At 43.4% G+C, this 26,175-nt stretch carries 20 protein-coding genes; 10 read left to right on the top strand and 10 right to left on the bottom strand.

The annotated features are described in order from the left end of the window. Positions 1-60: 60 nt before the first annotated feature. Complete coding sequence (gene pabB, locus QUF19_RS06705) at positions 61-1,458, top strand: aminodeoxychorismate synthase component I (protein WP_286297926.1); 1,398 nt, start codon at positions 61-63, stop codon at positions 1,456-1,458. Between the two features lie 152 nt (positions 1,459-1,610). On the opposite strand, the gene QUF19_RS06700 is transcribed toward pabB, so the two are convergent. Together QUF19_RS06700 and QUF19_RS06695 are read right to left on the bottom strand one after the other, a co-directional pair. Continuing rightward, a complete protein-coding gene (locus QUF19_RS06700; RefSeq protein ID WP_286297924.1) occupies positions 1,611-3,329 on the bottom strand; it encodes an ATP-binding protein in 1,719 nt (572 codons plus the stop codon). A 1-nt stretch (position 3,330) separates the two neighbouring features. After that, positions 3,331-3,873 carry a heme NO-binding domain-containing protein gene (locus tag QUF19_RS06695; protein ID WP_286297922.1) on the bottom strand — a complete coding sequence of 181 codons (543 nt, stop codon included), beginning with the start codon at positions 3,871-3,873 and terminating at the stop codon, positions 3,331-3,333. 340 nt (positions 3,874-4,213) lie between these two features. Between QUF19_RS06695 and QUF19_RS06690 the strand changes: the two genes are divergently transcribed. The 3 genes from QUF19_RS06690 to QUF19_RS06680 all read left to right on the top strand — a co-directional run bounded on the left by QUF19_RS06690 (position 4,214) and on the right by QUF19_RS06680 (position 7,858). Then, on the top strand, positions 4,214-4,813 hold the full coding sequence (locus QUF19_RS06690; protein WP_017109688.1) for a CoA pyrophosphatase: 600 nt from the start codon (positions 4,214-4,216) through the stop codon (positions 4,811-4,813). Between the two features lie 309 nt (positions 4,814-5,122). Then, on the top strand, positions 5,123-6,376 hold the full coding sequence (locus QUF19_RS06685; RefSeq protein ID WP_286297916.1) for an aromatic amino acid transport family protein: 1,254 nt from the start codon (positions 5,123-5,125) through the stop codon (positions 6,374-6,376). A gap of 120 nt (positions 6,377-6,496) precedes the next feature. Beyond that, positions 6,497-7,858: an L-serine ammonia-lyase gene (locus tag QUF19_RS06680; RefSeq protein WP_017109686.1), complete on the top strand. Its 1,362-nt coding sequence runs from the start codon at positions 6,497-6,499 to the stop codon at positions 7,856-7,858. 119 nt (positions 7,859-7,977) lie between these two features. On the opposite strand, the gene QUF19_RS06675 is transcribed toward QUF19_RS06680, so the two are convergent. From QUF19_RS06675 to QUF19_RS06665, 3 genes are all read right to left on the bottom strand, one after another. Beyond that, complete coding sequence (locus QUF19_RS06675; protein ID WP_286298827.1) at positions 7,978-9,120, bottom strand: amino acid permease; 1,143 nt, start codon at positions 9,118-9,120, stop codon at positions 7,978-7,980. A 545-nt stretch (positions 9,121-9,665) separates the two neighbouring features. Next, on the bottom strand, positions 9,666-10,496 hold the full coding sequence (gene fdhD / locus QUF19_RS06670) for a formate dehydrogenase accessory sulfurtransferase FdhD (protein WP_286297912.1): 831 nt from the start codon (positions 10,494-10,496) through the stop codon (positions 9,666-9,668). Between the two features lie 107 nt (positions 10,497-10,603). Next, complete coding sequence (locus QUF19_RS06665) at positions 10,604-11,488, bottom strand: LysR family global transcriptional regulator AcsS (RefSeq protein ID WP_286297909.1); 885 nt, start codon at positions 11,486-11,488, stop codon at positions 10,604-10,606. Positions 11,489-12,089: 601 nt separating this feature from the next. On the opposite strand from QUF19_RS06665, the gene QUF19_RS06660 reads away from it, so the two are divergent. Continuing rightward, complete coding sequence (locus QUF19_RS06660; protein ID WP_286297907.1) at positions 12,090-14,414, top strand: FdhF/YdeP family oxidoreductase; 2,325 nt, start codon at positions 12,090-12,092, stop codon at positions 14,412-14,414. 145 nt (positions 14,415-14,559) lie between these two features. Here QUF19_RS06660 and QUF19_RS06655 read toward each other — a convergent pair whose 3' ends face one another. Next, positions 14,560-15,453, bottom strand: coding sequence for a LysR family transcriptional regulator (locus QUF19_RS06655; RefSeq protein WP_286297905.1), 894 nt, complete (start codon positions 15,451-15,453; stop codon positions 14,560-14,562). Between the two features lie 114 nt (positions 15,454-15,567). Between QUF19_RS06655 and QUF19_RS06650 the strand changes: the two genes are divergently transcribed. The 3 genes from QUF19_RS06650 (at position 15,568) to asnS (ending at position 19,610) form a co-directional block, all read left to right on the top strand. Further along, positions 15,568-15,993 (top strand): ester cyclase, encoded by a 426-nt coding sequence (locus QUF19_RS06650; RefSeq protein ID WP_286297902.1) that lies wholly within the window; start codon positions 15,568-15,570, stop codon positions 15,991-15,993. A 310-nt stretch (positions 15,994-16,303) separates the two neighbouring features. Further along, positions 16,304-17,929 (top strand): methyl-accepting chemotaxis protein, encoded by a 1,626-nt coding sequence (locus QUF19_RS06645; protein ID WP_286297900.1) that lies wholly within the window; start codon positions 16,304-16,306, stop codon positions 17,927-17,929. 280 nt (positions 17,930-18,209) lie between these two features. Then, positions 18,210-19,610, top strand: a complete 1,401-nt coding sequence (gene asnS / locus QUF19_RS06640; protein WP_017057538.1) for an asparagine--tRNA ligase — start codon at positions 18,210-18,212, stop codon at positions 19,608-19,610. Between the two features lie 107 nt (positions 19,611-19,717). On the opposite strand, the gene QUF19_RS06635 is transcribed toward asnS, so the two are convergent. The 4 genes from QUF19_RS06635 to QUF19_RS06620 all read right to left on the bottom strand — a co-directional run bounded on the left by QUF19_RS06635 (position 19,718) and on the right by QUF19_RS06620 (position 23,765). Next, a complete protein-coding gene (locus QUF19_RS06635; RefSeq protein WP_286297894.1) occupies positions 19,718-20,878 on the bottom strand; it encodes a trypsin-like serine peptidase in 1,161 nt (386 codons plus the stop codon). A gap of 1 nt (position 20,879) precedes the next feature. Then, positions 20,880-21,557 carry a hypothetical protein gene (locus tag QUF19_RS06630; protein ID WP_286298826.1) on the bottom strand — a complete coding sequence of 226 codons (678 nt, stop codon included), beginning with the start codon at positions 21,555-21,557 and terminating at the stop codon, positions 20,880-20,882. 389 nt (positions 21,558-21,946) lie between these two features. Continuing rightward, positions 21,947-22,153: a hypothetical protein gene (locus QUF19_RS06625; protein ID WP_004734707.1), complete on the bottom strand. Its 207-nt coding sequence runs from the start codon at positions 22,151-22,153 to the stop codon at positions 21,947-21,949. 208 nt (positions 22,154-22,361) lie between these two features. Beyond that, positions 22,362-23,765, bottom strand: coding sequence for an aminotransferase-like domain-containing protein (locus QUF19_RS06620; protein ID WP_286297884.1), 1,404 nt, complete (start codon positions 23,763-23,765; stop codon positions 22,362-22,364). A 217-nt stretch (positions 23,766-23,982) separates the two neighbouring features. Between QUF19_RS06620 and QUF19_RS06615 the strand changes: the two genes are divergently transcribed. Next, entirely contained in the window at positions 23,983-24,282 is a 300-nt protein-coding gene (locus QUF19_RS06615) for a hypothetical protein (protein WP_016788028.1), read from the top strand. Positions 24,283-24,595: 313 nt separating this feature from the next. Beyond that, on the top strand, positions 24,596-26,098 hold the full coding sequence (locus QUF19_RS06610) for an HD-GYP domain-containing protein (RefSeq protein ID WP_286297880.1): 1,503 nt from the start codon (positions 24,596-24,598) through the stop codon (positions 26,096-26,098). Positions 26,099-26,175: the final 77 nt, after the last annotated feature.

The raw sequence follows: 26,175 nt of genomic DNA, 5'->3' as shown, positions 1-26,175 counted from the left end.
TACTCTTGCTTCCTCTCACACGCCATGCAGTGATCGAACTCTTTGTCACAAATTAAACAAATGAATAACAACGAATTTCGCTCTATCCAAATCAAGCCGCTTGAATATCAATCAACTTTAGCTAAACAGCTGTTTTCTCATATTGAAAGCGTGCCGTGGGCAATGCTATTACGCTCTGCCTCAGAAAGCCACGTCGATAGTCGATACGACATTTTAGTTGCTCAACCCATCGCCACCTTCGAGACAATCGGTGCAGAAACGACCGTTAATGTTAATGAGACGTGCGAGGTTTCAGAGTCAGACCCTTTCGAACTACTCGACCAATATCAGCAGCAATTGCTACCCGCAACCAGTGAGCATCCTGAACTGCCTTTCATTGGCGGCGCTCTAGGCTATTTCAGTTACGATTTAGGGCGACGAGTAGAAGCTCTGCCCTCTCTTGCTAAGCGTGATATTTCTGCGCCAGACATGGCGGTTGGCTTGTATGAATGGGCTGTGATTGTTGATCACAAGCTGAAAACTGCGTTCCTTGTTGGACAAAACATTGATACCCATTGGGATTGGTTAACTCAACAACCATCGCAAACCGAACAAACCGAACAAACCGAACAAGCTCATCAGAAGTTTGGATTAACCACCCCATGGCAATCCAACATGACAGAACAGAGTTATGCCAATAAGTTCGATAGCGTTCAAGAGTACTTGTTGTCGGGTGACTGTTATCAGATAAACCTTGCTCAGCGTTTTCGTGCCGATTACCAAGGCAGCGAATGGCTCGCTTATGAAAAGTTAGAGCAATACAATTCGGCGCCGTTTTCTGGTTTTATTCGTCTTGAACACTCAGCAATCTTAAGTGTCTCTCCTGAACGATTCTTAGAACTCAATAGTGGCACTATTGAAACTAAGCCGATCAAAGGCACACGTCCTCGTTCTGACGACCCTATGATTGACAACGCCAATGCTCAAGACTTAACGGCAGCAGAAAAAGATCAGGCTGAAAACCTGATGATCGTCGACCTACTGCGCAATGACATCGGTAGAGTTGCAAAGCCAGGGTCGGTTCACGTCCCTAAATTGTTTGATATTGAAAGCTTCCCTGCCGTGCACCACTTAGTGAGCACCATTAGAGCAGAGCTAGATGTTCAGTACTCGGCGACTGACTTATTGAGAGCCTGCTTCCCAGGAGGTTCGATTACGGGCGCTCCGAAAGTTCGTGCAATGCAGATCATTGAAGAGTTAGAACCCCATCGACGTTCAGCATATTGCGGCAGTATTGGTTATATCAGCCGTAATGGCAGAATGGACACCAGTATTACGATTCGTACCTTAGTTGCGGAAGATAATGCCCTTTATGCATGGGCTGGCGGTGGCGTGGTATTTGATAGTGACTGTGCCTCTGAGTATCAAGAAACACTCGATAAACTGAGTCGTATCTTGCCAGTGCTTGAAGAATGCTAATCTAAATCGGTAAACCCCCAAACGTAAACACCCAAACATAGCCTAGCGGCGTGTTAGCCAATCTAAGTCATCAAATAAAACAAACCCTAAGCCATCCAAGATAGCTTAGGGTTTTCTGTTTTTAGATAAGAGCCAATACAGATGTATTAACACTAAACAACAGCAGCTGGTGCAATACCCCACTTCTTGAGCATGTCTTTAAGATCGTTCGAGGTGTAGGGTTTGCTGAGGATGTCATCCATTCCAGACTTAATGCAACGCTCACGCTCTTCAAGCGTCGTTCCGGCTGTGAGTGCCACAATAGACTTAGTGTAACCTTTCTCTCTTAGCTTTTGTGTCGCTTCAAAACCGTCCATGACTGGCATCCTGCAATCCATAAACACAATGTCATATTCATTGTCTGAGGCCAGTTCCAACCCTTCCACCCCATTACCAGCGATGGTCGGCTCTATCTCATATTTGCGCAGCATCTGTTGGATGATGATTTGGTTCATCTTGATATCGTCCACCACCAGTACTTTAAGTAAAGACAGTTCGCCCTCTGATTCAAACCCTGTCGCGACTCGATCACTCTCTGTTGGCATGTCGACAACTTGAAGAGGAATTGAAATGGTAAATCGAGTACCGACCCCCACAACACTGGTCACTCCAATATCGCCATTCATTAGAGCCACTAACTTGCGACAAATCGCTAAACCCAGCCCTGTGCCTTCATAATTTCGACTACTTGAGTTATCGGCCTGGGTAAACGGTTCAAACAGCGTTTTGTGGGCAGACTCAGCAATCCCGACCCCAGTATCCTCCACCGAGAAAACGAATTGCTTGTTGTCCCATTCAATATCAACATTCACATGCCCTTCTTCCGTAAATTTAATCGCATTACCGATCAAGTTCACAAACAGTTGAGTGATACGTTCTAAATCCCCTTGGAAATGAGAAGGCACATTGGAAGCAACACTGATATTGAATTCAAGCTGCTTTTCAATGGCGCGATTGACGAAAATACTCTCAATCGTGTTTCTTAAATCGTGTAAGGCAAATTTCTTCGGTATAAGCTCCAACATGCCTGCATTAATCTTACTGTAATCAAGTAAGTCATTAATGATGGTTCTGAGAAACTCGCCAGACTGGCTAAGGTTATTCACTATCTCACGCTGAGAGCTGTTCAGTTCGGTATCACTGATCAACTCAGCACTGCCTAGTAAGCCATTAAGCGGGGTTCTTAGTTCATGGTTGATCATCGCCACAAAGTCACGCGTTGCCCTTTCAGACTCTTCGGCACGTTGGCGAGATTCGATATTTCGGTTGATGGTCAGTTGATGGGTTAATGCACTGCAAATAAGGTCGGTTACGAGTAACAGTTGGCTCTGAATAAACTCGTAGTCTTGGTCCAGCAATCTAACTTGGACTATTAAGACGCCGACAATCACATTCTCAACCTCTAATGGCACACTCAGCACATTACCTTGCCAATGGGGTTCTTGAATGTCGTGTTCTAGCACCTCGACCATTTCATCACCATAGTCGTAGGTTTGTAACTGAGGAAGTAACTTGGGAGGTAAAATCAAACGACTGGCTTCAATCAGGTAACTGTTGGTCACGTTAGTGGTTAACTCTGAAAGCATTACATCGTTGAGATCGTTCCTAAGAAAGGCGCGCCCGAAATCAATCAACAAGTTGTCGATCTGTTCCTGAAACTCAATACGACGTATGTTCGCATTCGAACGCTTCTCAAGCTGGCGCAGTGCAAGTTCAAGCTGTTGGTTAGCCTCAAACAGTTCAAGGCTCTTTTGTTCCAACAATGCTTCAGCCGCTTTTCGCGCCGCTACCTGACGTTTAAGCTTCTTTTCTAAGGCAGATGCCAGATCCATATTACTTTTCGACTTTTAAATTAAACCTAACCACACTTTGGTCATCATTCTGAGGTGTCATTTCTACCAAAATTGACTCACCATGATGTTCGGCGCACCCTTCAATTAACCCCAGACAAACATGAGACATACACCTAGCGCTTTTGTAGTCAAAAACGAGCTGTGCTTCGGTAGTGGTAAGAAAGCTGAATTCTGGTGGCTCAGCGTCGGGATAGAGCTTCTTCACTTCTACATGAATATAGCGCTCTACGTGTTGGATAAATTGAAAAGTCGTATTGCTGTGTGCAAGGCTGGCTTTGTTCGGCAAAGAAGCTAACAAGTTCTTAAATACCGACTGGCCAAATACGCGTTGCAAACTCCCAGCATCGATATCGGTCTTCTTACTGAGGTTAATGATGAGCTTAACGAGATCTTTATGGTCGTAACTTCCGACCGATGTGTAGATCCCTTCGTCTTCTGACATTTCTAAAACTTCTTCCAAAAGCTCTAACCCGAACTTATCTTCAACAAGTTCCAAAAATTCGGTGAATATGATTCCTTTCATCTCATACCTTTTCTTCTATTTCTTTTTAGAATGAGCCACTAAGTGAGTGTTATCAAATTCTTAAGGACAAAAACTACGTTTAACCACTCAATTTTATGACATGAGTAACGCTTACAGGCTCATATGCCCATATTGAATATAGCAAAAACCTGAGAATTTAAGATAAAGCCCATCAAGCTTCTCTATTGATTGGCGATGCTATCTATTCATCCCCATAAGAGAGTAAACAAACAGGTCAAGTATAAAAAAACTACGCCAAACGAGCTGAGCAGTGAAATTGGCTTTCAACTCGGTGTTATGCCTATACTTAAAATCATAATAATCAATATATTGGCATGACATGAATAAAGACAACTTCCTTCAACAGTTCCAACTTAACCCAACGGTTGGTTACCACCCTGAATCTGTAGAGCGTGTTTCACATATTAGTGGGGAGCAACTTCGTAAGGCTGCAGTTGTGGTTGGTTTAGTTGAACGAGAAGACGGTTTACATGTCATTTTTACTAAAAGAGCAGCACATCTTAAGCACCACCCCGGCCAAATCAGCTTCCCTGGGGGAAAACATGAACAATCGGACCCTTCTATGCAATTTACTGCACTAAGAGAACTGCATGAAGAGGTTGGAATTCGATCGGATCAGGTTAAAATTGTTGGGCAATTACCAGCATTGAGTACCATTAGTAAATTTTCTGTGACGCCGATTGTTGCAATGGTCGATCCTGATTACAAAGCGGTTATTGATCAGAACGAAGTTGCCTCTATTTTTGAGGTTCCTGCCACCTATGTTTTGGACCAAGCTAAGCTTCATAGTCACACCGTTAACTTTAAGAAAATCAAACACCGTGTTTTTGCCATGCCCTTCGAAGAGCACCTAATATGGGGCGTTACGGCTCAAATCATCCAATCTCTGCAGCAACACGTAGTGCAACAAATTACATAGCAACTACGTTTTGTTTAATCTCTGTTAACAAAATCCAGCCTTTCCATGGAACAGATTTATTAATCCAATTTTACGCAAACGTTTCCCTGGTATAAATCTGAGCAACTCATCCTTTCGCATAACAAAAACTAATATCTAACATGAACATAAATCACCTGTAGCACGCCAATTTCGTGATCAAAAATCCGTTTTTCGCATATCATGTGACACGCCGTTTCATTACATGATTTAGATCTATTTTTTGTAGAAGAAAATTCTGCAGAATTAGCCCCAACTTATTTCCTGTTCCCAAAAAATGAGTAATTTAACATGAACACAACAACTTCTTCGGCAAATGCCGTTAAAGATTCAAGCAAGTTTAACTACAAAGATTTTACCTGGTGTTTATCACTATTCGGTACAGCAGTTGGTGCTGGCGTACTATTTCTTCCAATCAAAGCTGGTGCGGGTGGTTTTTGGCCATTAGTTATCCTAGCTCTAATCGCGGCGCCAATGACTTGGTTCGCACACAAATCTCTAGCTCGTTTCGTATTGTCTTCTAAGAACCCTGAAGCAGATATTACAGATACAGTTGAAGAACACTTCGGTAAGACTGGCGCAAACCTTATTACTTTTGCTTACTTTTTCGCTATCTACCCAATCGTTCTTATCTACGGCGTTGGTATCACCAACACGGTTGATTCTTTCCTAGTAAACCAAATGGGCATGGAATCTATTCCTCGTCCTCTTCTTTCTGGTGCACTTATCCTTGCTATGACAGCAGGTGTTGTATTCGGTAAAGAGCTGATGCTTAAAGCAACTTCAGCAATGGTTTACCCACTAGTATTCATCCTACTAGCATTGTCTTTCTACCTAGTTCCTGATTGGAACACTTCAATGATGGAAACAAGCCCAGAATGGTCAGCAATGCCTTCTATTATCTGGCTTGCGATTCCAATCATCGTGTTCTCTTTCAACCACAGCCCAATCATTTCACAGTTCTCTAAAGAGCAACGTCGTGTATACGGTGAAGACGCAGTTAAGAAAACTGACGCAATCACTGGTGGCGCAGCAATGATGCTGATGGGTTTTGTAATGTTCTTCGTATTCTCTGTAGTACTTTCTCTATCTCCAGAGCAACTAGCAACAGCACAATCTCAAAACATCTCGGTTCTTTCTTACCTAGCTAACGTTCATGAGTCTCCACTTATCTCTTACATGGGTCCTCTAGTAGCGTTCGCAGCAATCACTTCTAGCTACTTCGGTCACTTCCTAGGTGCTCATGAAGGTCTTGTTGGTCTAATCAAGTCTCGCTCTGGTTCTTCAATCAGCACGATTGAGAAAGCATCTCTAGCGTTCATCGTTGTTACAACTTGGATTGTTGCGGTAGTTAACCCAAGCATCCTAGGTATGATTGAAACAATGGGTGCTCCAATGATTGCAGCTATCCTATTCCTAATGCCTGTATTCGCGATGCAAAAAGTACCAGCAATGGCTAAGTACAAAACATCAGCACCTGTGCAAATCTTTACAGCTTTATGTGGTCTAGCGGCTATTAGTTCTGTAATCTACGGCGCTCTTTAATCTAAAGCACTTTTTATAAGATGACTTCCATCTTATATCGCGAGATTAAACACAAAATATAATGATAATAAATGAGCCTCCCTACTCCCCTTGGGAGGCTCTCTTTTTGAGGTAATCGCAATGATTAGTGTATTTGATATCTATAAAATCGGTGTTGGTCCATCGAGCTCACACACAGTTGGACCAATGAAAGCGGGTAAAGAATTTATTGATGACCTACGTTCAATGGGAAAATTGCGCGACATCACTAAAATCACCGTGGACGTATATGGATCACTATCACTGACAGGGAAAGGTCACCACACAGATATCGCTATCATCATGGGTCTTGCTGGCAATACTCCTGAGAAAGTAGATATCGACTCTATCGCGGGCTTTATTGCTCGAGTAGAAGAAACTGAACGTCTACCTGTTGGTATGCACTGTCATACTGTTTCGTTCCCTAAAGATGGCGGAATGAACTTCCATACTTCGAACCTTTCATTGCATGAAAATGGCATGAGCATTCATGCTTGGGTTGATGACGAAGTCGCTTACTCAAAAACGTACTACTCAATTGGTGGTGGTTTCATCGTTGACGAAGAGAACTTCGGCAAAGAAGAAGAAAACCCAATTAAAGCACCTTACGAATTCACAACAGCTGAAGAGCTGGTTAATCAGTGTAAAGAAAGTGGTCTTTCTATCAGCACACTGGTTATGAAAAACCAAGCAGCGTTCCACTCAGACGAAGAGTCTCGTACTTACTTCGCTAACATCTGGAGAACGATGCGTGAGTGTATGGATCGCGGTATGAATACTGAAGGTATCCTGCCTGGTCCACTGCGTGTACCTCGCCGTGCAGCAGCACTTCGCCAACAACTGATCACGTCAGAAAAAACAACCAACGATCCAATGACGGTTGTTGACTGGGTGAACATGTTTGCTTTTGCAGTAAACGAAGAAAATGCTGCGGGCGGTCGTGTAGTAACGGCACCAACAAACGGCGCGTGTGGCATCATCCCTGCGGTACTGGCTTACTACGATAAGTTCATTCAAACGGTAACAGAGAAAGACTACATCCGTTACTTCGCAGCTTCTGGCGCGATCGGTGGTCTTTACAAGCGTAACGCTTCTATCTCTGGCGCTGAAGTTGGCTGTCAGGGTGAAGTTGGTGTGGCATGTTCTATGGCTGCTGCTGGTCTTGCTGAGCTTATGGGTGGTAGCCCTGAGCAAGTATGTATGGCTGCAGAAATCGGCATGGAGCACAACCTAGGTCTAACGTGTGACCCAGTTGCTGGCCAAGTACAAGTACCATGTATCGAGCGTAACGGTATTGCTGCAGTAAAAGCAATCAACTCAACGCGTATGGCACTTCGTCGCTCTTCTGCTCCTACTGTTTCTCTAGATAAAGTTATCGAAACTATGCTAGAAACAGGTAAAGACATGAACGCTAAATACCGTGAGACTTCTCAAGGTGGTTTGGCTGTTAAGGTTGTATGTTAATCAATCTGAATTAACAAACAAATAATAAAAAGGAACGCCGATGCGTTCCTTTTTTTGTATCTGAAGCTTTTGTAGCTGAAATTTGGTGACTGATTTATTCAACTCACCAAATTGTTTTGTTAAATCACTTGTGAGATAAGCAAGAAGCAACCAAATAGCAATGAGAAAAGCATCATTGGCTTGCCACCTTCAGCGCTGTATCTGTCTTCCGCGACTTTCATAAAGCGTTGCTTGTGAACCATGATCAAAGGAACAAAAACAGCCAAGAACACTAAGATGATGCCTGCATAGTTCAACACTTGTAGGAACTTATCTGCAGCAAGCAGTGAACCCGCGAGTGGCAGGATGAAACTAATGCAGTAAGTCACCGCTGTGTTTTGGTTGAACATATCTCTATTCTGGTTGAACAGCGACATCGCTACACCAAAGAAAGAAGTTAACAGTGCCAAACCAGTGAAGGTAGAAAGAACATTACCCACCCAAGGAGACTGTGCCTCAAACGCCGCCATCAAATCAGAGACATTTTTGAAGCTTCTGAATTGCTCTTCACTCAAGTTACCGACTACCGCAAACAACCAACACAGGTAACACACTAGCGGGATCAGAGAACCAACAATCACCATATTACGCAACTGTTTGTCTGTCGCTTCGTGGTTGTAAGAAACCAAGGTTGGAATCACAACCATAAAGCCAAAGCTAGTAAACAGGATTGCACTGGTTTTGATTAGATCAACGTGATCATGACTGGTCACCTGCAACAGGTTATCTTGAGTCATGTTTGGCGCTAAGAAGGCCATGGTGACAAACAGGCTGGCAAGCATCACAAAGAACAATGCACGGTTCAGCTTATCAATTACACCTGTACCACTCGCGACAACGGCACCTGCAAGCAAGGTAAACACGATTTGGCTGGTGGTCGCGGTGATCTCAACGCCAAAGTTAGACAGTAACTTGCTCAGCAAATCACCCGCACCCAAAATGTAAGCCATTAATAGGCAAATCAATAACGCGTAAAGTAGGCCGTTGGTAATCAACTGCCCTTGTTTGCCCAGAGTTTTTCGAGCAATAGAGTTCAACCCTAGACCGCCACCGGCTTTGATGGTCGCTTCTAAAAGTAATAGTGCTGCGTAAGTGGTACCGAAACAGATCAGAACCATCAGCAGTGTGCCGTAAAGCAACCCAAATTGAGCTAATACCATTGGGATCGCAAGCATACCAGCACCGAGAGCGGTACCAGCGATAATTAGGGAGCTACCCATCATTTTAATATTCATTATTTTTAACTTATTTGTTTAGTTTTTATAGGTGTGAGTCTTCGTACATCAAGTGGATGACAAAGGAGTTCAGATAGAAATAAAGTTATAAAACGAATAACAATAGGAGCGATAAGCAGTAAAGAAGCGTGCAGAGACGTTGTCGAACAGGGCGTTCAAAGGGGAGCTTGTCTTAAAAGAGGTAAAACGAGAAGCGTGAGTAAGCGTTAACTGATGTGGTGAACCTTCCGTAGGTTCAATAATCGGCGATGTAATCTTGAATTTCATGTATGTGTCCAATAATTGAGTCACATTCCATAGTATTTAAAGCAGCGTATCCGTTGCTGCCCTACCCCTAGCATTAGAGGTCGTTTTATCTTATCGAATGAGCCTCGAAACACAACGCTATAACCACAATTTCTGCTATTAAATTGAACAAAACAGCCGTTTGAGCAGAAATTAACCACCAAACCGCGTAAAACAATAATCATTATTAATAAAAACCAAAGAGAGACCCAATGGTCTCTCTTTTTATCCAAACGAAAACATTACATTTAAGGCGCTGGGCTATATAAACGAGGTGGACTGCTGTTGGGTAAGTGAATTAGATTCAAGCGATTACGTCTTGCCCATTCGACCGTCAATGAGGTCGGAGCCGACAAACAAACCAAGGTTGCGATTTCGGCACGCACGGCTTTATGAATAAGCTCTAAACTGCAACGACTCGTCATAATGGCGAACCCCGATTTAGGGTTGATTTCGTTCACGGCCATCGCCCCTATTAGTTTATCCAGTGCGTTATGGCGGCCGATGTCTTCACGACAAAGTGAAATTTCACCTTTCGAGTTCGCAAACAAAGCGGCATGTAAAGCACCGGATATTTTGGCTGCTTTTTGATGTTCGGCAATTCGCCCTCTCAACCCCTCAAAAACCAGTGGACTGGGCGGTAATGACGATGGCAATGGAACCAAATCCGGAAGTGCTTGTTCAAGCGCCTCAACACCACACAAGCCACAGCCTGTGGCTCCAGCCAAGTTCCGTCGCTGAGTTTTCATTTCCCAAAAAGCGCGATTGCTGATTTCTACTTGCGCGAAATGAGATTCACCATTGCCACCAATCTCAATATCACGAATTTCACTGAATCTTTTTATGATACCGGTGCTTAAACTAAAACCGCGCACAAAGTCTTCCATGTGGCCTGGCGTCACCATCATAACCGCCTGACTGATCCCGTTATAACTGATCGCCAATGCCGATTCGTTTGCCAGAGGTGCATCCACCACCATGCTATAGCCCGTAAGCTCACGATAGCTCATGGCATTGGGCTGTGGAGGCGCTTGATTAAAATCAGGCAGTTCAATATAGGATTGAGTTATACATCTCATAAAATCACCCAGAAAGACGGTCAGCTTGACGATATCGACTCAGACTGAAAACGTTACTGATTAAATAAATATCACTGATTAAATAAATATCACTGGTTAAACAAACATCACTGATTTAACAAGAGTTTTGCTTCAGAAAAACACTGATCAGTGAGTGCCGAATAAGGTTCTTGTTTACGCTTAAGTAGACCGAGAGGCGAATGCACCACGGCTTTTTCTATCGGTACGATACGCAGTTGTTCGTTAAGCTCTTCTAATCCAGAGTTAAGCGGCATAACAGCACAGCACAGGCCACTGGTGACGGCTTGGATCAGGTGAAACGTAGAGTTACTTTCAATCAAAGTTTGCGGAACTAAGCCTTTACTACCGAAGCTCAAATCAATCGAATGACGATAATGCATGCCTTTAGACAAAAGCCCCAAAGGAATGCTATTGAGTGATTCCCATAAGACTTCCGACTCAGCAAAATCAAAGAATCGGCTGTCATACAGAATGCCTAAATCCGTCGAGTTCATTTCTATGACGTCAAAATAAGCCGTATTGATCTGGTCGGTGTAACACATACCTAAATCAAGTTGATTACGATTGAGCTGGTCTATGATCTGCTCAGATGTCATCGACAAAATTTGAAAACGAAGTTCAGGGAATTTTTCTGCTAACGGCTTAATCAACTGCATCGGATTTTGGCTGGCTAAAGGCACCATGCCAACTCTTAACGAGCCAACCAGTTGACCACGGCAGTTAGCCGCTTCAGCTTGTAAACCGTCATGAGCTGCTAAGACCGTCTTTGCCCAAGCCAATATACGTTCGCCCGCTTCGGTAAACCCTTCAAAACGTTGACTTCTTGAAATCAATTCAAGGTCTAACTCTTCTTCTAACCGCCTTATCCTCATCGACAACGTAGGCTGAGTAATATGGCAAAGTGTCGCAGCCTGACCAAAGTGTTTCGTTTGATCTAAAGCGATTAAATACTTAAGTTGTTTTATATCCATGAATGATCAGTAAAACCTTGAAATGAGGCGTCGTCTTCGCGTTTGTCGTACATTCACTGTTCTCTACGATTGAAAAGAGCTATCACGGGAAATAGCTCTATCTGTAAAACGACAGCTAAAATAAAACGGTATTTTTTGATTTAAATCAAAGTATGCCTAATTTAAATACAGGTCAAATCTAAATTATCTATAGCGTGATAGACAGCAACTATCATCGAGGACTCAGCTATATCAAGGCTGCTCGACGAATCTCTCAAAAAATAGAACTCATATCGCACTGGCTAATAAATTTTATTTATCACTATGACAAGTCTATTTATCACTGTGACAAAAGCGATACTTTCCATATTTACTCGCCATCATAGATTCTATTTATCACTTAGTCGGCAATATCAATTGGACGCACCGCCCTTTAACGACATAATCTTTGATTTAGATCATGGCAAAAAAAACAGCCAATCTATTTCTAAATATTCAAAGCAGTAAACAGGTATCGACACCAAATAATCAAAACCGTTTTACTCCCGCCTTATTTTTATAACGCGCCTGTTTTTACCGGTTCCCTTGTTTACTGCCGTTCCCACGTGTGAGGAGTGCAGTTTTGAGCCAAAAAGAACAGATAAAAAAGTATAAAGGTCCTGCTGGTGGTTGGGGCGCGTTAAAAGCCGTCACTAAGAGTTGGTGGGGCAGCGAAAACGCCATCAAAAACATTCGAACAATGCTTAAAACGAATCAAAACGGTGGTTTTGATTGTCCGGGATGCGCATGGGGTGAATCCCCACACGGCAGTAAAGTGAACTTCTGTGAGAACGGTGCAAAAGCCGTGAACTGGGAAGCCACAAATCGATTTGTGGATCCTGATTTTTTCGCTGAACACAGCGTAACATCCTTGTCATCACAAACAGATTACTGGCTGGAATACCAAGGCCGAATAACCCATCCGATGAAGTACGACGCTGCATCCGACCACTATATTCCTATTGCGTGGGATGAAGCATTCTCGCTCGTAGCCAAGCATTTGAAGCAACTCGATTCACCACATCAAGCTGAGTTTTACACCTCGGGTCGCGCCAGTAATGAAGCGGCGTTCTTGTACCAACTCTTCGTCCGTGCGTTTGGAACAAATAACTTCCCAGACTGTTCAAACATGTGCCACGAAGCCAGTGCAATTGGCATGAAAGATACGGTCGGTGTCGGCAAAGGAACCGTGATTTTTGACGACTTTGAAAAAGCAGACGCGATCTTTGTGCTCGGGCAAAACCCAGGCACTAACCACCCCCGCATGCTTGAACCATTGCGTGAAGCGGTAAAACGCGGTGCGCAGGTGATCTGTTTCAACCCATTGAAAGAACGTGGACTTGAACGTTTCCAAAACCCTCAAGTTCCGGTTGAAATGTTAAGCAATGGTTCAAAACCAACCAATACCGCTTATTTAAGACCAGCATTAGGTGGCGATATGGCGGTCTTTCGTGGGATGGCCAAATATTTGCTGCAATGGGAACGTGATGCGCTCGCAACCGAAGGAAAAGCCATATTTGATCGTAAATTCATCAGCGAACACACCACAGGTATTGATGAATACTTAGCAGAAGTTGATGCGACGACATGGGAGCATATCGCTGAACAATCGGGGTTAGCTTTAAGCGAAATAGAAATGGTCGCAGACATGTACCGCCGTTCAGAAAAAGTAATCATGTGTTGGGCGATGGGGCTAACACAACATCGTCATTCAGTACAAACCATCAAAGAAGTAGCCAATGTGCAATTGTTGCGCGGCAACGTCGGTAAGCCAGGTGCAGGGCTATCACCGGTTAGGGGACATAGTAATGTCCAAGGCGATCGTACGATGGGTATCGATGAAAAACCCTCAAACCAATTTCTAGATAGCATTGAACGCCGCTTTAATTTCAATGTCCCACGAGATGTAGGCCACAACACCATACAAGCCATTAAAGCGATGGAGGAAAAACGCTCGAAAGTCTTTATTGGTTTAGGCGGTAATTTTGCGCAAGCCACGCCCGATACTCCTCGCACGCATTTGGCGATGAAAAATTGTGACCTAACCGTTCATATCTCAACCAAACTCAATCGCTCTCACCTTGTTACCGGTCAAGATGCCCTGATTCTGCCATGTTTAGGACGTACGGAAATCGATACACAAGCTAATGGACCACAAGGCATCACCGTCGAAGATACCTTCAGCATGGTTCACATCTCTTACGGACAGCTCGAACCTCGATCAGAGCATTTACGTTCTGAACCAGCCATTGTCGCGGGTATTGCCAATGCCACACTGGGCAGCCATCCAATAGATTGGAATTGGGTCATTGAAGATTATGGACATATTCGAGATCTCATTGCAGATACGATTCCGGGCTTTACTGACTTCAATCAGAAACTGGAAAATCCGGGTGGATTTCATTTAGTCAATCCTGCCGCAAATCGCCAATGGAACACCCTTAGTGGTAAAGCGCAATTTGGCTCCAATGAACTGCCAAAACATCTGATTAATGAAGCGGTGTTGCAGGGTGCTAATAAACCCGATTTGATCTTACAAACCATGCGTTCCCATGACCAATACAACACCACGTTATATGGCTTGAATGATCGGTACCGCGGTGTCTTTGGTATGCGCGAAGTTTTGTTTATCAATGAAGCTGATATATTGAAGCTCGGTTTTGAACCGGGCGACAAGGTCGACATGGTGTCGCTTTGGGAAGATGGTGTAACGAGAAAAGTGAAAGGGTTTACCTTGGTGGCTTATGACGTTCCACGGGGTCAGGCGGCAGCTTACTATCCTGAAACCAACCCTTTGGTTCCTTTAGACAGCTATGGTGAACGAACCTTTACCCCTACCTCGAAATTTATTGCCATCAGACTAGAGAAATCAACCTCTGACACAATTCCCCTTTCAACCGTCAGCTAACTATCAGCTAACTATCAGCTAACTATCAGCTAACTATCAGCTAACTGTCAGCTAACTGTCAATAGGCAATCGGCAACTGAAAGTAAAGGTAAAAATCCACCTGTTTTGGCAGGTGGATTTTTACATTGACGCTTGGCCAGTATATTCAACAGTAAGAGAAGTGCTCACATAGTTCATCAATAAACACCTTTACCTTGCGTGGCGTATTCACTCGCTCTCGGTAAAGTGCATAAACCGTTCTCTCTTTAAGCGCATACTGGGACAGGACTTCCACAATGGCGCCCGACTCTACATCATCTTCAGCCAATTGCCTTGGCAGCATTCCAATACCATAGCCTGAACGAACGGCGAGCTTTACTGCTTGCACGCTGTTTACGGTAAGGGTTGGCTTTAGGTTTATATCATGGAAATGTTCATCCAGCTCGAACCGCCACACACCATCATTCTTTAGGTTTGGATCTTCAATTATGCGGTGATTCACTAAATCGTTAGGAGTATTAATGTCTGAGCTATTAGCCAAATATTTAGGTGAAGCACAAACCAAATTCTGATTAACAAAGATGGTACGCGCGATCATTCCTAAGTCTTTCGAAACCAAGTCACCAGAACGAATCGCAATATCATAACCAACCGTCGCGAGATCTTGAACGCCATCCGAAAGCATAAGGTTCATATTCAAATCTGGGTACTTATCAGAAAATTCTAAAATGAACGGCATTAACATGATCTCAGTGAGACCTTTGGGTGCCATCACACTCAAAGAGCCAACCATTTCAGAACTATCAAACCTCAAAGAGTCATTTAAGTCTTCAATACGATCGACCAATCCATGAGCCTCATTGAAATAGCGACGGCCTGCCTCAGTTAAAGACAGTGACTTGGTAGATCGATTCAATAAGCGGGTGTTCAGGTAAGTCTCCAATTCTCTTACATGGCGACTAACCAAAGATTTTGATACTCCGATCTTCTTAGCTCCACCTGTAAAGCTGCCTTCCTCAACAGTCACAATGAATGACTTAATGGACGTTAGAACGTTCATGACCCGACCCTACTGTTTACATATTGTCGACAGACTATCCACTAAATGGGCTCTACTCAAGACGATAGCGTTCGATTAGATTGTTGGCACTCAACAAACATAAGGATAGGAATAATGACAAGCAAAAAAGTTCAGGTCGTAAAAGACTACTTTAAGCACTGTGTCGACGGTAAACAGACTCACCGTGTCGGCGAATATTTTGCTGAAGATACAATGATCCATCGACCAGATTGCAACAAGATAATAAACGGTCTTATTGAGTTCGAAGCAATGTTAAAAGTTCATGTTACCGACCGATATGAATCACTGGAAACAACGTTTCAAAAAATCGTAGAGGACGGGCATCAAGTTGTTGTTGCGCTCACTCACCGTGCGAAAGGTGCTGATGAGTGGAAAGGCTACCAATTGAATGGCAAGAACGTTACTTGGACGAGTCTGACTTACTTCCGATTCAATGATGAAGGCAAAGTCGTTGAGGAAATTGTTGAACGCAATGAGTTAAGCATGGCACTTCAACTGGGCTTAAATCTAACCAACTAACCGATCATTGGAATGATAGCGACTTCGCTGTTATGCCAGATTGAATAATACTAAGCGAAAGCATCCATTGGGTGCCTTTTAAGAACTGGCGTTTTCAAAGTCATGTGATTTTCTGAGGCCTTTCATACACTTAAAATCTAAAGATAGACTCCCGTTCAAACCCTATAGAACACAGTCACAAACTCGCTACATCACAGAAACATAACCACAACCGGAGTATGGTCACACAATTCGTTATACCCCATAGGGAGTAGGTGTTCTTCCCGTTAAAGTATGCGCGTCATTATAAATAATAAAAACCGACTATCCTATGCGCTCAACAATCACTGCCAAAATCCTCGTGGCTCTCGCCATCGTGTTCACGTTTCTGCTCGTCATATCGACGTATTTTCAATACTCACAGCAAAAACAACTGGTTAACTCAGTCCTGAGTGAACAACTTCACGATAAAGCCAGTAACTATTTCGATAGCCTCAATATGATGATGCTCACTGGCACGATGGCGCAAAAAGAAACCTTACGTCAGAAAGCATTAGCTCAAGAAGGGATTGAAAACGTAAGAGTGCTGCGTGCTGATGCGGTCAGTAAGCTCTACGGACCGGGTAACGAAAATCAGAAACCGGTCGATGATATTGATAAACGCGCACTAGCTGGTGAAACCATTATTGAACCTTTCTCTGCCGAATGGGGTAAAGGTTTGGTTATCGCCCTGCCGATGAAGTCGAGTGAAAACTACCGAGGAACCAACTGCGTCGCTTGCCATATGGCACCTGAGGGAGAAGTACTGGGCGCAATACGTCTTGAATACAACCTAAACCATGTCAATTCGTTGATTAACACTCAAACCATGGCGGCCATTGGCATTATGGCGGTGATTTCATTCGTTGGTTTTGTACTGACGATGGGCTTAATTCGTAAAATTATTGTTCGCCCTCTTCAACAGACTTCAAATTTCATGACACAAGTCAGCGAGAATAAAAACCTATCCACTCGATTGCCTGAGCAAAGTAACGATGAAATTGGCACCTTAGCAAGCTCGATTAACTCCTTTATGGGGACTGTCTCAGACAGCTTGGTCAAGGTCCAAGACACCTCACATAAGCTCAATGCTTCTGCCAACCAGTTAACCAGCGTTGCCCAAATCACGGAAAAAGCCGCCAGCGATCAACAAAGCGAAACAGCTGAAGTACAGCACAATGTGGAAGGGATACAAGCGCAGCAAGTGAATGTAGAGCAAGCAACGTTAACCGCATCCGAATTGATCAATCATACTGCTGATGTCGCGTGTAAAAGTGCTAATCAAGCACACGGTGCGAGCAGCGAAATCAAAAATTTGGTGACCAGTATTGAAGAAGTGAAACACAAGATACTGACACTCAATGAACAAACGGGCGAAGTGTCTTCTATATTGAGTGTGATTCGAGGCATCGCCGATCAAACCAACCTTCTCGCTTTAAATGCTGCCATTGAAGCCGCTCGAGCAGGAGAGCAAGGCCGAGGTTTTGCTGTCGTTGCCGATGAAGTTCGTCACCTCGCCTCACGAACGGCTGAAGCCACCGGCAACATTGAATCGATTATTCAACAATTCCAACAAGGCAGTGAGGAGTCTCTGACTTCTGCCGACCGTGTTTGCGCGCAAGCTCATCAAAGCTCAACGGATGTTGATGCTCTGTCTCACGACATGAATGGAGTGGTCGAAGAGATGAAGCAAGTGCTGGCACATGCTCAAAATATCCAACAGCAAACACAGTCCACCACACTCGCAACGAAAGATGTTCAACACAAAGTCGAAACCATTACTTCTCACGCCAATAATACTTCGCAATCAGCCGGAGAAACGCGCGGGATCAGTCATGATTTGGAAGAACTGTCTGATCATCTCGAGTCGCTGATTAATCAATTCACACTCTCCAACTCTGAACACCATAAAAATTAGTCTTCAACTGAGAGACCAAAGGGACAACTCTTCGCTGAAATGTAGAAAATAGAGTAAAAAATCAGCCCTTATTGGTTTTTATCCTCGATAGACAAAATATTTCTTTCGCCGAGCAAGAATAAAGGTTGAAGCTGTCTGTATGACAGGTAATATGTTCAATCGATTTAAAAAGTTTATACAACTCAATGTTTCGGCTACTTATTGTTCAAATAACGGTTTATTTGCTGCAATGCTAGAGACTTTGAGTTGAATTTGTCCCTCAATGGAGAATGAAATCAACATGACTTACGCGCCTGTAACAGACGTACTTGGCGGCAAGCTAGCGGTAGACAGTGAAGTAACTGTTCGCGGCTGGATCCGTTCACGTCGTGATTCCAAAGCTGGAATCTCTTTCCTTGCCATTTATGACGGCTCTTGTTTCGACCCGATTCAGGCCGTGGTTCCTAATAATCTTAATAATTACGAAGACGAAGTATTAAAGCTAACAACTGGCTGCTCTGTTGAAGTAACTGGTAAGATTGTTGAGTCTCCTGCGAAAGGTCAAGACTTCGAACTAGCAGCAACTGACGTTAAAGTTGTAGGCTGGGTTGAAGACGCTGATACTTACCCAATGGCTAAGACACGTCACTCTATCGAATACCTTCGTGAAGTTGCTCACCTACGCCCACGTACCAACGTGATCGGCGCAGTAGCACGTGTACGTAACTGTCTATCTCAAGCGATTCACCGTTTCTACCACGAGCAAGGTTTCTTCTGGACTTCAGCTCCGCTTATCACTGCATCTGATGCAGAAGGCGCTGGTGAAATGTTCCGCGTATCTACGCTAGACATGGAAAACCTACCTCGCACTGACGAAGGCAAAGTTGACTTCAACGAAGATTTCTTCGGTAAAGAAACTTTCCTAACAGTATCTGGCCAACTTAATGCTGAAGCTTACGCTTGTGCACTAAGCAAGGTTTACACGTTCGGTCCTACGTTCCGTGCTGAAAACTCAAACACAAGCCGCCACCTAGCTGAGTTCTGGATGGTTGAGCCTGAAGTTGCGTTTGCAGACCTTGACGATGTAGCGAAACTGGCTGAAGACATGCTTAAGTACGTTTTCGCTGCTGTTCTTGAAGAACGCCGTGATGACCTTGAGTTCTTCGCTTCTCGCATCGACAAAGAGGCAATCACTCGTCTAGAGCAATTCGTAGACGCTGATTTCGCACAAGTTGACTACACTGACGCAATCCAAATCCTACTAGACTCTGGTAAGAAGTTTGAATTTGACGTTGAGTGGGGCATCGACATGTCTTCTGAGCATGAGCGTTACCTAGCTGAAGAGCACTTTAAAGCTCCTGTTATCGTTAAGAACTACCCGAAAGACATCAAAGCTTTCTACATGCGCTTAAACGACGACGGCAAAACAGTTGCAGCTATGGACGTACTTGCACCAGGCATCGGTGAAATCATCGGTGGTGCACAACGTGAAGAGCGTCTAGACATTCTAGACGAGCGCATGATTGCTATGGGTATCGACCCTGAGCACATGAGCTGGTACCGCGACCTACGTAAATACGGCACAGTGCCACACGCTGGTTTCGGTCTTGGTTTTGAGCGTCTAGTGTCTTACGTAACAGGTATGGGCAACGTTCGTGACGTTATCCCGTTCCCACGTACACCACGCTCTGCGAACTTCTAATTCGAACCTTAATCGAAGTTAAAAGTTAAGAACAAATAAAAACCTCCGCACTTGCGGAGGTTTTTTTATGCAGCAGACTTTATCTATAAACCATTTTTTACACAGGTTTAATCAACAGCGCGGACTAAGAAGTGGTCTAGGATTATCTTTTCATTCGACTTTTTTAATGGCTTAAACTCAATCACCATCTGGTCACCCTTCTGTTCAAACGTATTTACTTTCAAAAACAAGCTTTCTTGGTCAGCTTTGATGTTGTGAGCGACCTGACGACCATTTACAAACACATCAAATGCTGGAGCTTTAGGATTTGCAGGGATCACGGTTTCAAACGTGTACTTTTCACCTTCTATCGCATTAACGGTATTATGTATCCCACCTTCCTTTGTCCAGTAAGTACCATTGAAATCCATATTCTCAGCTTTCCAATAGCTGTAAAACGCATGAAGGTTTTCGATATCACTTTGTGTCGTAGGCGTCCATTTTACGTCAGTGAGCTTTACTGGATTCGTGTAACTAAACCCATGCTCTCTCATATCGCTTTTTAGAGAGTCTAACCTCCCTAAAACATCGTCGAATGTATCTTGCCAACCAAGCTCGCCATAATATTGAAGGCCAATTTCTCCAATAATATAAAACTCGCCTTCTCTCTCAATCGTAATACCTGAACCTGAGTCTCCATGGATGATCAGCCACTGCAAATCACTTTGAGGCATGATCACCGGGTTATATTTATATTCAGCTAACCATTTCTTATCTGTGTCATTGTACTTAACAAATTTCTTCCCGCCATTACGGCCGTTATAGTTACCAAAGCCAACGCTATTTACTTCATAAACCTCTGAATGATCGAACATCCCTTTCTCTGGTAACTTCGCAGGCTTCATACCGGTTATTGGCGTGTCTAAACGCACCAGAGCGAAATCATAAATGCCATCGGTAAATTCATACTCCCCCCACTCACCATCAGGGTCAGTTGTCGCACGTGATGTATGAATAACGTTGAACTTACCGTTCTCATCTTTTTCATAAGAAGAACAAGTTACTGCATTTTCATACCCTTCACTTTTAGAGCCTGATACGTGATTTGCCGTTATCACCCAGTAAGGGTCAATTAAGGTCGCGGAACCCGCATTCATATGACAGGCAAAATCGAACTGAGTTTGTAGTGCGAACGTTTTGTGTTGAGTGACCGAACGATCCATTTTCCCGAGACCTGAGTGAGCAGAAAAAGTCGTTACAATTGCTGATGCTAAAATAATTCTTTTCATGTTACTCAACCTCTCTCAACTGGATAGCTTCAATAGCGTGGTAGCCTTGTTCCGATTCAAAATCAAACTGCCTATGTTGGCGAAAATAAAAGACTTCAACGGTGTCATCAGCAGATTGAGTTTCAAAAGTGACCGTGTTTTTCACGCTCGTCATATGAAAGGAAATATCATTTTTGATAGTGACGCATTGCGCCTTGATACAAGCTCTTACGTCAGCAGAAGATAACCAGTTGTGTGAGTAAAGCTCTACGACAAATCGCCCTGGTTTATTTGGTTTAACGTCAAAACTAAAGCCACCGGAATCTTTAACTAAACCAGCAAAAGCCAATTCGTGGTTGTAGTCGGTAGAATCTCCACCTTGCCAGAAATAACGATTCCCAAATGCATTTTCGCTATTAGCATTCTCGATCTGTTTAAATTCACCAAGTACTGTCACGTCACTTATTAAGTCAGTATTTTGTTTACCTATTCTTTGATGCTTACCGTATAAAAAAGCCCAATCCAAGCCGTTTAAATCTACATCTCTTGCATAACGATACTGGCCTTCATCAAGCTCATAGCCGATAAATTCATTGGTAATGGATAGTGTATTGCTACCTACTTCAGAAATGTTGCTTAGGTTATTCAAATCAACATGAATCTCGCTCGCTGAAACATTCGAGCTCAACAACGCCAACATACACAGGTTTGTTTTTACGTATTTCAATCTCATACCCTCACCTCTCAATTAGTCATAACCAATTGTAAGATATGAGTAATTTTAACCTGTAAGGCCCTGTAAGCTTTGTTGGAACGGCTTTACTCCCCAGAACGACCAATAATTGACGCAAATATATGACAACTAAAGATAGAACATGGTGATTTCTAACAAGACTCATAAGCCAAGCTTTTGACTAAAGGTGATGCATATTCCAAATAAGCATGTTCAGACGCTTACATAGACTTACATTGAGTATGGTTTATAGGGTGGAAGTACTATCAAATAGTGTTTAATACCAAAGTTATAAACGAAAAAGCCCTGCCAAATAGTGGCAGGGCTTAAAAAATCATCAGTATAAATAACGCTGCTTAATCGACATCTTGGTCGATAGCGTATTTTATCGCGAGACCGCAGATTGCCATCATAACGAATGGGATTGCGGCAGTGGTGTATTCTGCCCAAGCCATATCAGCGAATGCTTTTGCCAGCAAGACGTGGCCGAGAATAAGCAGAAGAGCACATACAATAGCAACGATGATCAGCTTAACTTCGTTTCCCATAGTCATTTTCAACATAACGGTATCTCCAATATTTAATCTACCGTTATTGAAGCACAACTCTTTGCTTTATAAGGCGTACAGTTGCACCACAAACAACCCGTACAGTTGTAATCATTGTCTTTTTTATGAGTGACTTAAGGATTTGTGACGACTAAGCCATGTGCTCGCTTTGAACTAAAGTGCTTAAACGCTCAAAACATCAGACAGCTCAGGAATACGTTTATTACGAGTGAGTCAGTTTATGCGCGAGCTTGCCAAGTAGGATCAGCGCTTGTTCTTTCTCTTCTGTCAGTTCATAAGAGAAATTCAATCGAATCGCGTTATCTACTTTGCCCTGCTCACTAAATAGATCGCCCGATGCAACGCTAATACCTTGTGCAATCGCGAGTTGATGGAATTGTTGGCTGTCGAAATTTGCAGAGAAACGAACCCAAATGAAATAACCACCAGCAGGTTCTTCTATCTCGATTGATTGGGGGAAGTACTGTCGGATAGCACTGATAAACCGTTCTTTTCTGACCAAGAGGTTTTTACGCAGTTTACGAAGGTGATTGTCGTAGCTTTCATGAGTCAGAAAGTGTGCAACACCAAGTTGAACAGGTGCACTACTCGATAATGTAGAAAGCAGCTGAAGCTTTTGAATCGCATCGTTGAAACGTGTGTTCACTACCCAGCCTACTCGATAACCGGGACACAGGCTTTTTGAATACGAGCCACAAAGCAAAACAGAGTCGGTTTTATCAAAGGCCTTTAGCGGCTTAGGTTTATGCCCTTCGTAATATAGGTCGCCGTACACGTCATCTTCAATAATGTAGGTCTTGTGTTGTTCAGCAATCTCTACAACGCGGCGCTTTGCTTCTTCCGACAAACTCGTTCCTGTCGGGTTTTGAAAAGTCGTCATCAACCAGCACGCTTTCACGTCTTGGTTTTTTAGGGCATGTTCAAACTGTTCAATGTTCAGCCCATTAACTGGACAAACATCGACTTCAATCGGGTTAAGCCCTAACCTCTCCACGGCCTGTAAAGCACCATAGAAAGCTGGAGATTCAATCACAACATTGTCACCCGACTTGGTGACCGTTTGTAGGCTCAAGTTAAGCGCTTCCATCGCGCCAGACGTAATCACAATGTCTTGGTGATTAACTGTGATCCCTTGCTGCAGATAACGCTGCGCAATTTGTCTTCTGAGAGACTCACTGCCCGGTGGCAGATTATTGATCACACTAGCACCGGTCATTTTCCTCCCGGCACTGGCAAGGTTTCGAGTTAAAGTCGGTAACGGGAAAAGGTCGGGGTCTGGGAATGCGGAGCCAAAAGGAATAACACCTTCTGCAGAACTCGATTTCAAAAAATCAAACAGGCGATCATTAATCGCTTTCTTTTGATGCACTGGTGTTGAATCAAGATCAACACCGTCTACTCGCGGGGCGACAAAATAGCCAGACTGAGGCTTAGCGATGATCCACCCTTCGCTTTCAAGCAACTGGTAGGCTTGTAAGACAGTACTATTGCTGACGTTGTAATTACGACAACTCATGCGCACAGAAGGGATCTTCTCCCCGGATCGCCAAGTGTTGTTAGCAATCTGAGTTCGAATATCCTTTGCAAGCTCTTCATAACGCGCCATCTAATTGTACTACCTAGATAAATTTATAAGCCGGAGATTTTATCACTAACGTTATCAACTATTGCTGCTATCCATATGATTGCAGCTAATTTCTATAATAGTGTGAATTGGTTCACAGTTAACTTTGTAAGCTTTGCTAAGTTTGTATCCAAGGCAGGAGCTAAGTTGGCTTTCTGCTTCAATAATTTGATGTAACCCAAATACATGCGAGATAACAATGACAAAAATAAAAGCAGACCAATTAAGTTATAAAGGAGAGTCAAACGGTGTTCATAGTTGGACAACACCGAGTGGCCAACCATATTACTGGCACCCAGACTGGCTTCATATCGCTGAAGATGCGACAGGTTCACACCCAAAACAGAAGATCGATGTAGAGCAAGATCAAGCGCCGACAGAGAAACACGCGGTGTCTGCAATTCTTAAGCACTTAAACCAGTGGGCAACTGACAAACTGGCGTCTCATCCTGATATTGAAACCAGTTCTATTGAAGCTGAAATCAATCTTAAAAAGTAACTTGGTTTAATTCGCTCAAGTGTACCGACTTAATAGCCTCTAATCACAACTGAGGCTATTCAAGTATCTTCATAAAAATGCTGTAATAACCCCCACCTAGCTAACAAATCACTAACACAAACCAGTTTCTTGTATCAATCCACGAAAGCTATCGATAGAATTTCCGGTCTTATTCGCGTCAGTTATACAAATTACATGTAATTCAACAAATCGTGAATCAGTAAAATTGTATGAATCTACAAAATTACATAAATCTATAACAGCTATGTAGAGCTAAAAACAAATTTTTGAACCTGAGAATAAAGGCTTATCGATGGATAATTCGAACTACAATCAATCGCTAACGACTAAGTTATACGTCATCGCAGGCGTGCTGTTTGGCACCTACGGCAGCCGAGTATGTCCTATGCTCGAGAGCTTAACCACGTTAGAGATTTTCACGCACGTTAGTATCGTTTTCGTCTTATTATGGCTCGTTCGTCATTACCTATTAGCGCAGCACACTTTAGTCAAACAAGGTCGGTTCGCACAACTCGATACCTTATTGTTTTTTACTGCAAGCGTCCCTTTCGCGCTCTATTACAACCTAAGCTATGAATTCACCATAGATAGCAATTTGAAAGTACTGTTCGGCATGAGTTTATTTGGTTTCTTTACTGGAACCATTCTTCAACTCAACGCCAAGCTTAACCAAATGGATAAAATGGAAGCGACTGGCCAATTTGATTTTCATCTCATTGGTGAGAGAAGTTCACTGGTCAAGCAAATGATAGGCTTGGTCATCGTTCTTTTAGTCACACTAACGACTATGTTGACGATGATTGCCGTCAAAGACATCTTTTGGCTTGAGCACAACCCTGACCGTTTATTAGACGGCACCGGTAAGATCAGCGTGATCAAAGAATTCATTTATTTGGCGGTGGTACTGGGTGGCTACGCTATCATCATCATGACACTTTGGAGCAAGCTGATTAAACGTATTTTGCTTAGCCAAGAGTGTGCATTGAACAAAGTAACCAAAGGCGAGCAAGGTGTTCGTTTACCTATTTTCGGTTACAACGAGCTGGGGTCAATGGCCTCAATGACCAACACTATGCTTGATAGCCTTGAAACGGCACAAAACGAAGTTAAGACCACACGCGACGTTGCGATCGTGAGTTTGTCTGCACTTGCGGAATCTCGAGACAATGAAACGGGCGCGCATATCCTAAGAACTCAGGAATACGTTAAGGTTCTCGCGCAAGAGCTCAGTAAATCAGAAACTCACGCGACCTTATTAACACCCAACTATATCGAGCTGCTTTATAAGTCTGCCCCACTGCATGATGTAGGTAAGGTTGGCGTACCTGACAGTGTGTTATTGAAACCGGGCAAACTGACTGACGAAGAGTTTGAGATAATGAAAGGTCACCCTGCTATTGGCGCCGAAGCGTTATCTATCGCAGAAAGACAATTAGGAAGTAGCTCTTTCTTAAGAGTCGCGAAAGAGATATCTCTCACTCACCACGAGAAATGGAACGGCAGCGGTTATCCAAATCAGTTGTCTGGTGAAGATATTCCGTTATCGGGTCGTTTAATGGCATTAGCCGATGTCTATGATGCGCTTATCTCGAAGCGAGTCTACAAGCCAGCCTTTAGTCATGAGCAAGCGAAACAGATTATCTTAGAGGGCAATGGGACGCATTTTGATCCGCAAGTTGTCGACGCCTTTCTAGCCGTTGAACAAGCGTTTATTTCGATTGCCGCAACCTATAAAGATGGCAAAAGTATCGCAAGTGAACTCGAACGCGAAAGCCTTGTTGCTCAACCCGCATAATCTATTCAAAAATCACTAACTTCTTGCACCCTATAGGTTAATCCGTAGGGTGTTTTGTTATCAAATACCCTCTTTAG

The sequence above is a fragment of the Vibrio sp. FE10 genome, assembly GCF_030297155.1.
Classification (GTDB): Bacteria; Pseudomonadota; Gammaproteobacteria; order Enterobacterales; family Vibrionaceae; genus Vibrio; species Vibrio apostichopi.
The sequence above is the reverse complement of the archived record's forward strand: the minus strand, read 5'-3'. Positions and strand labels throughout refer to the sequence as shown.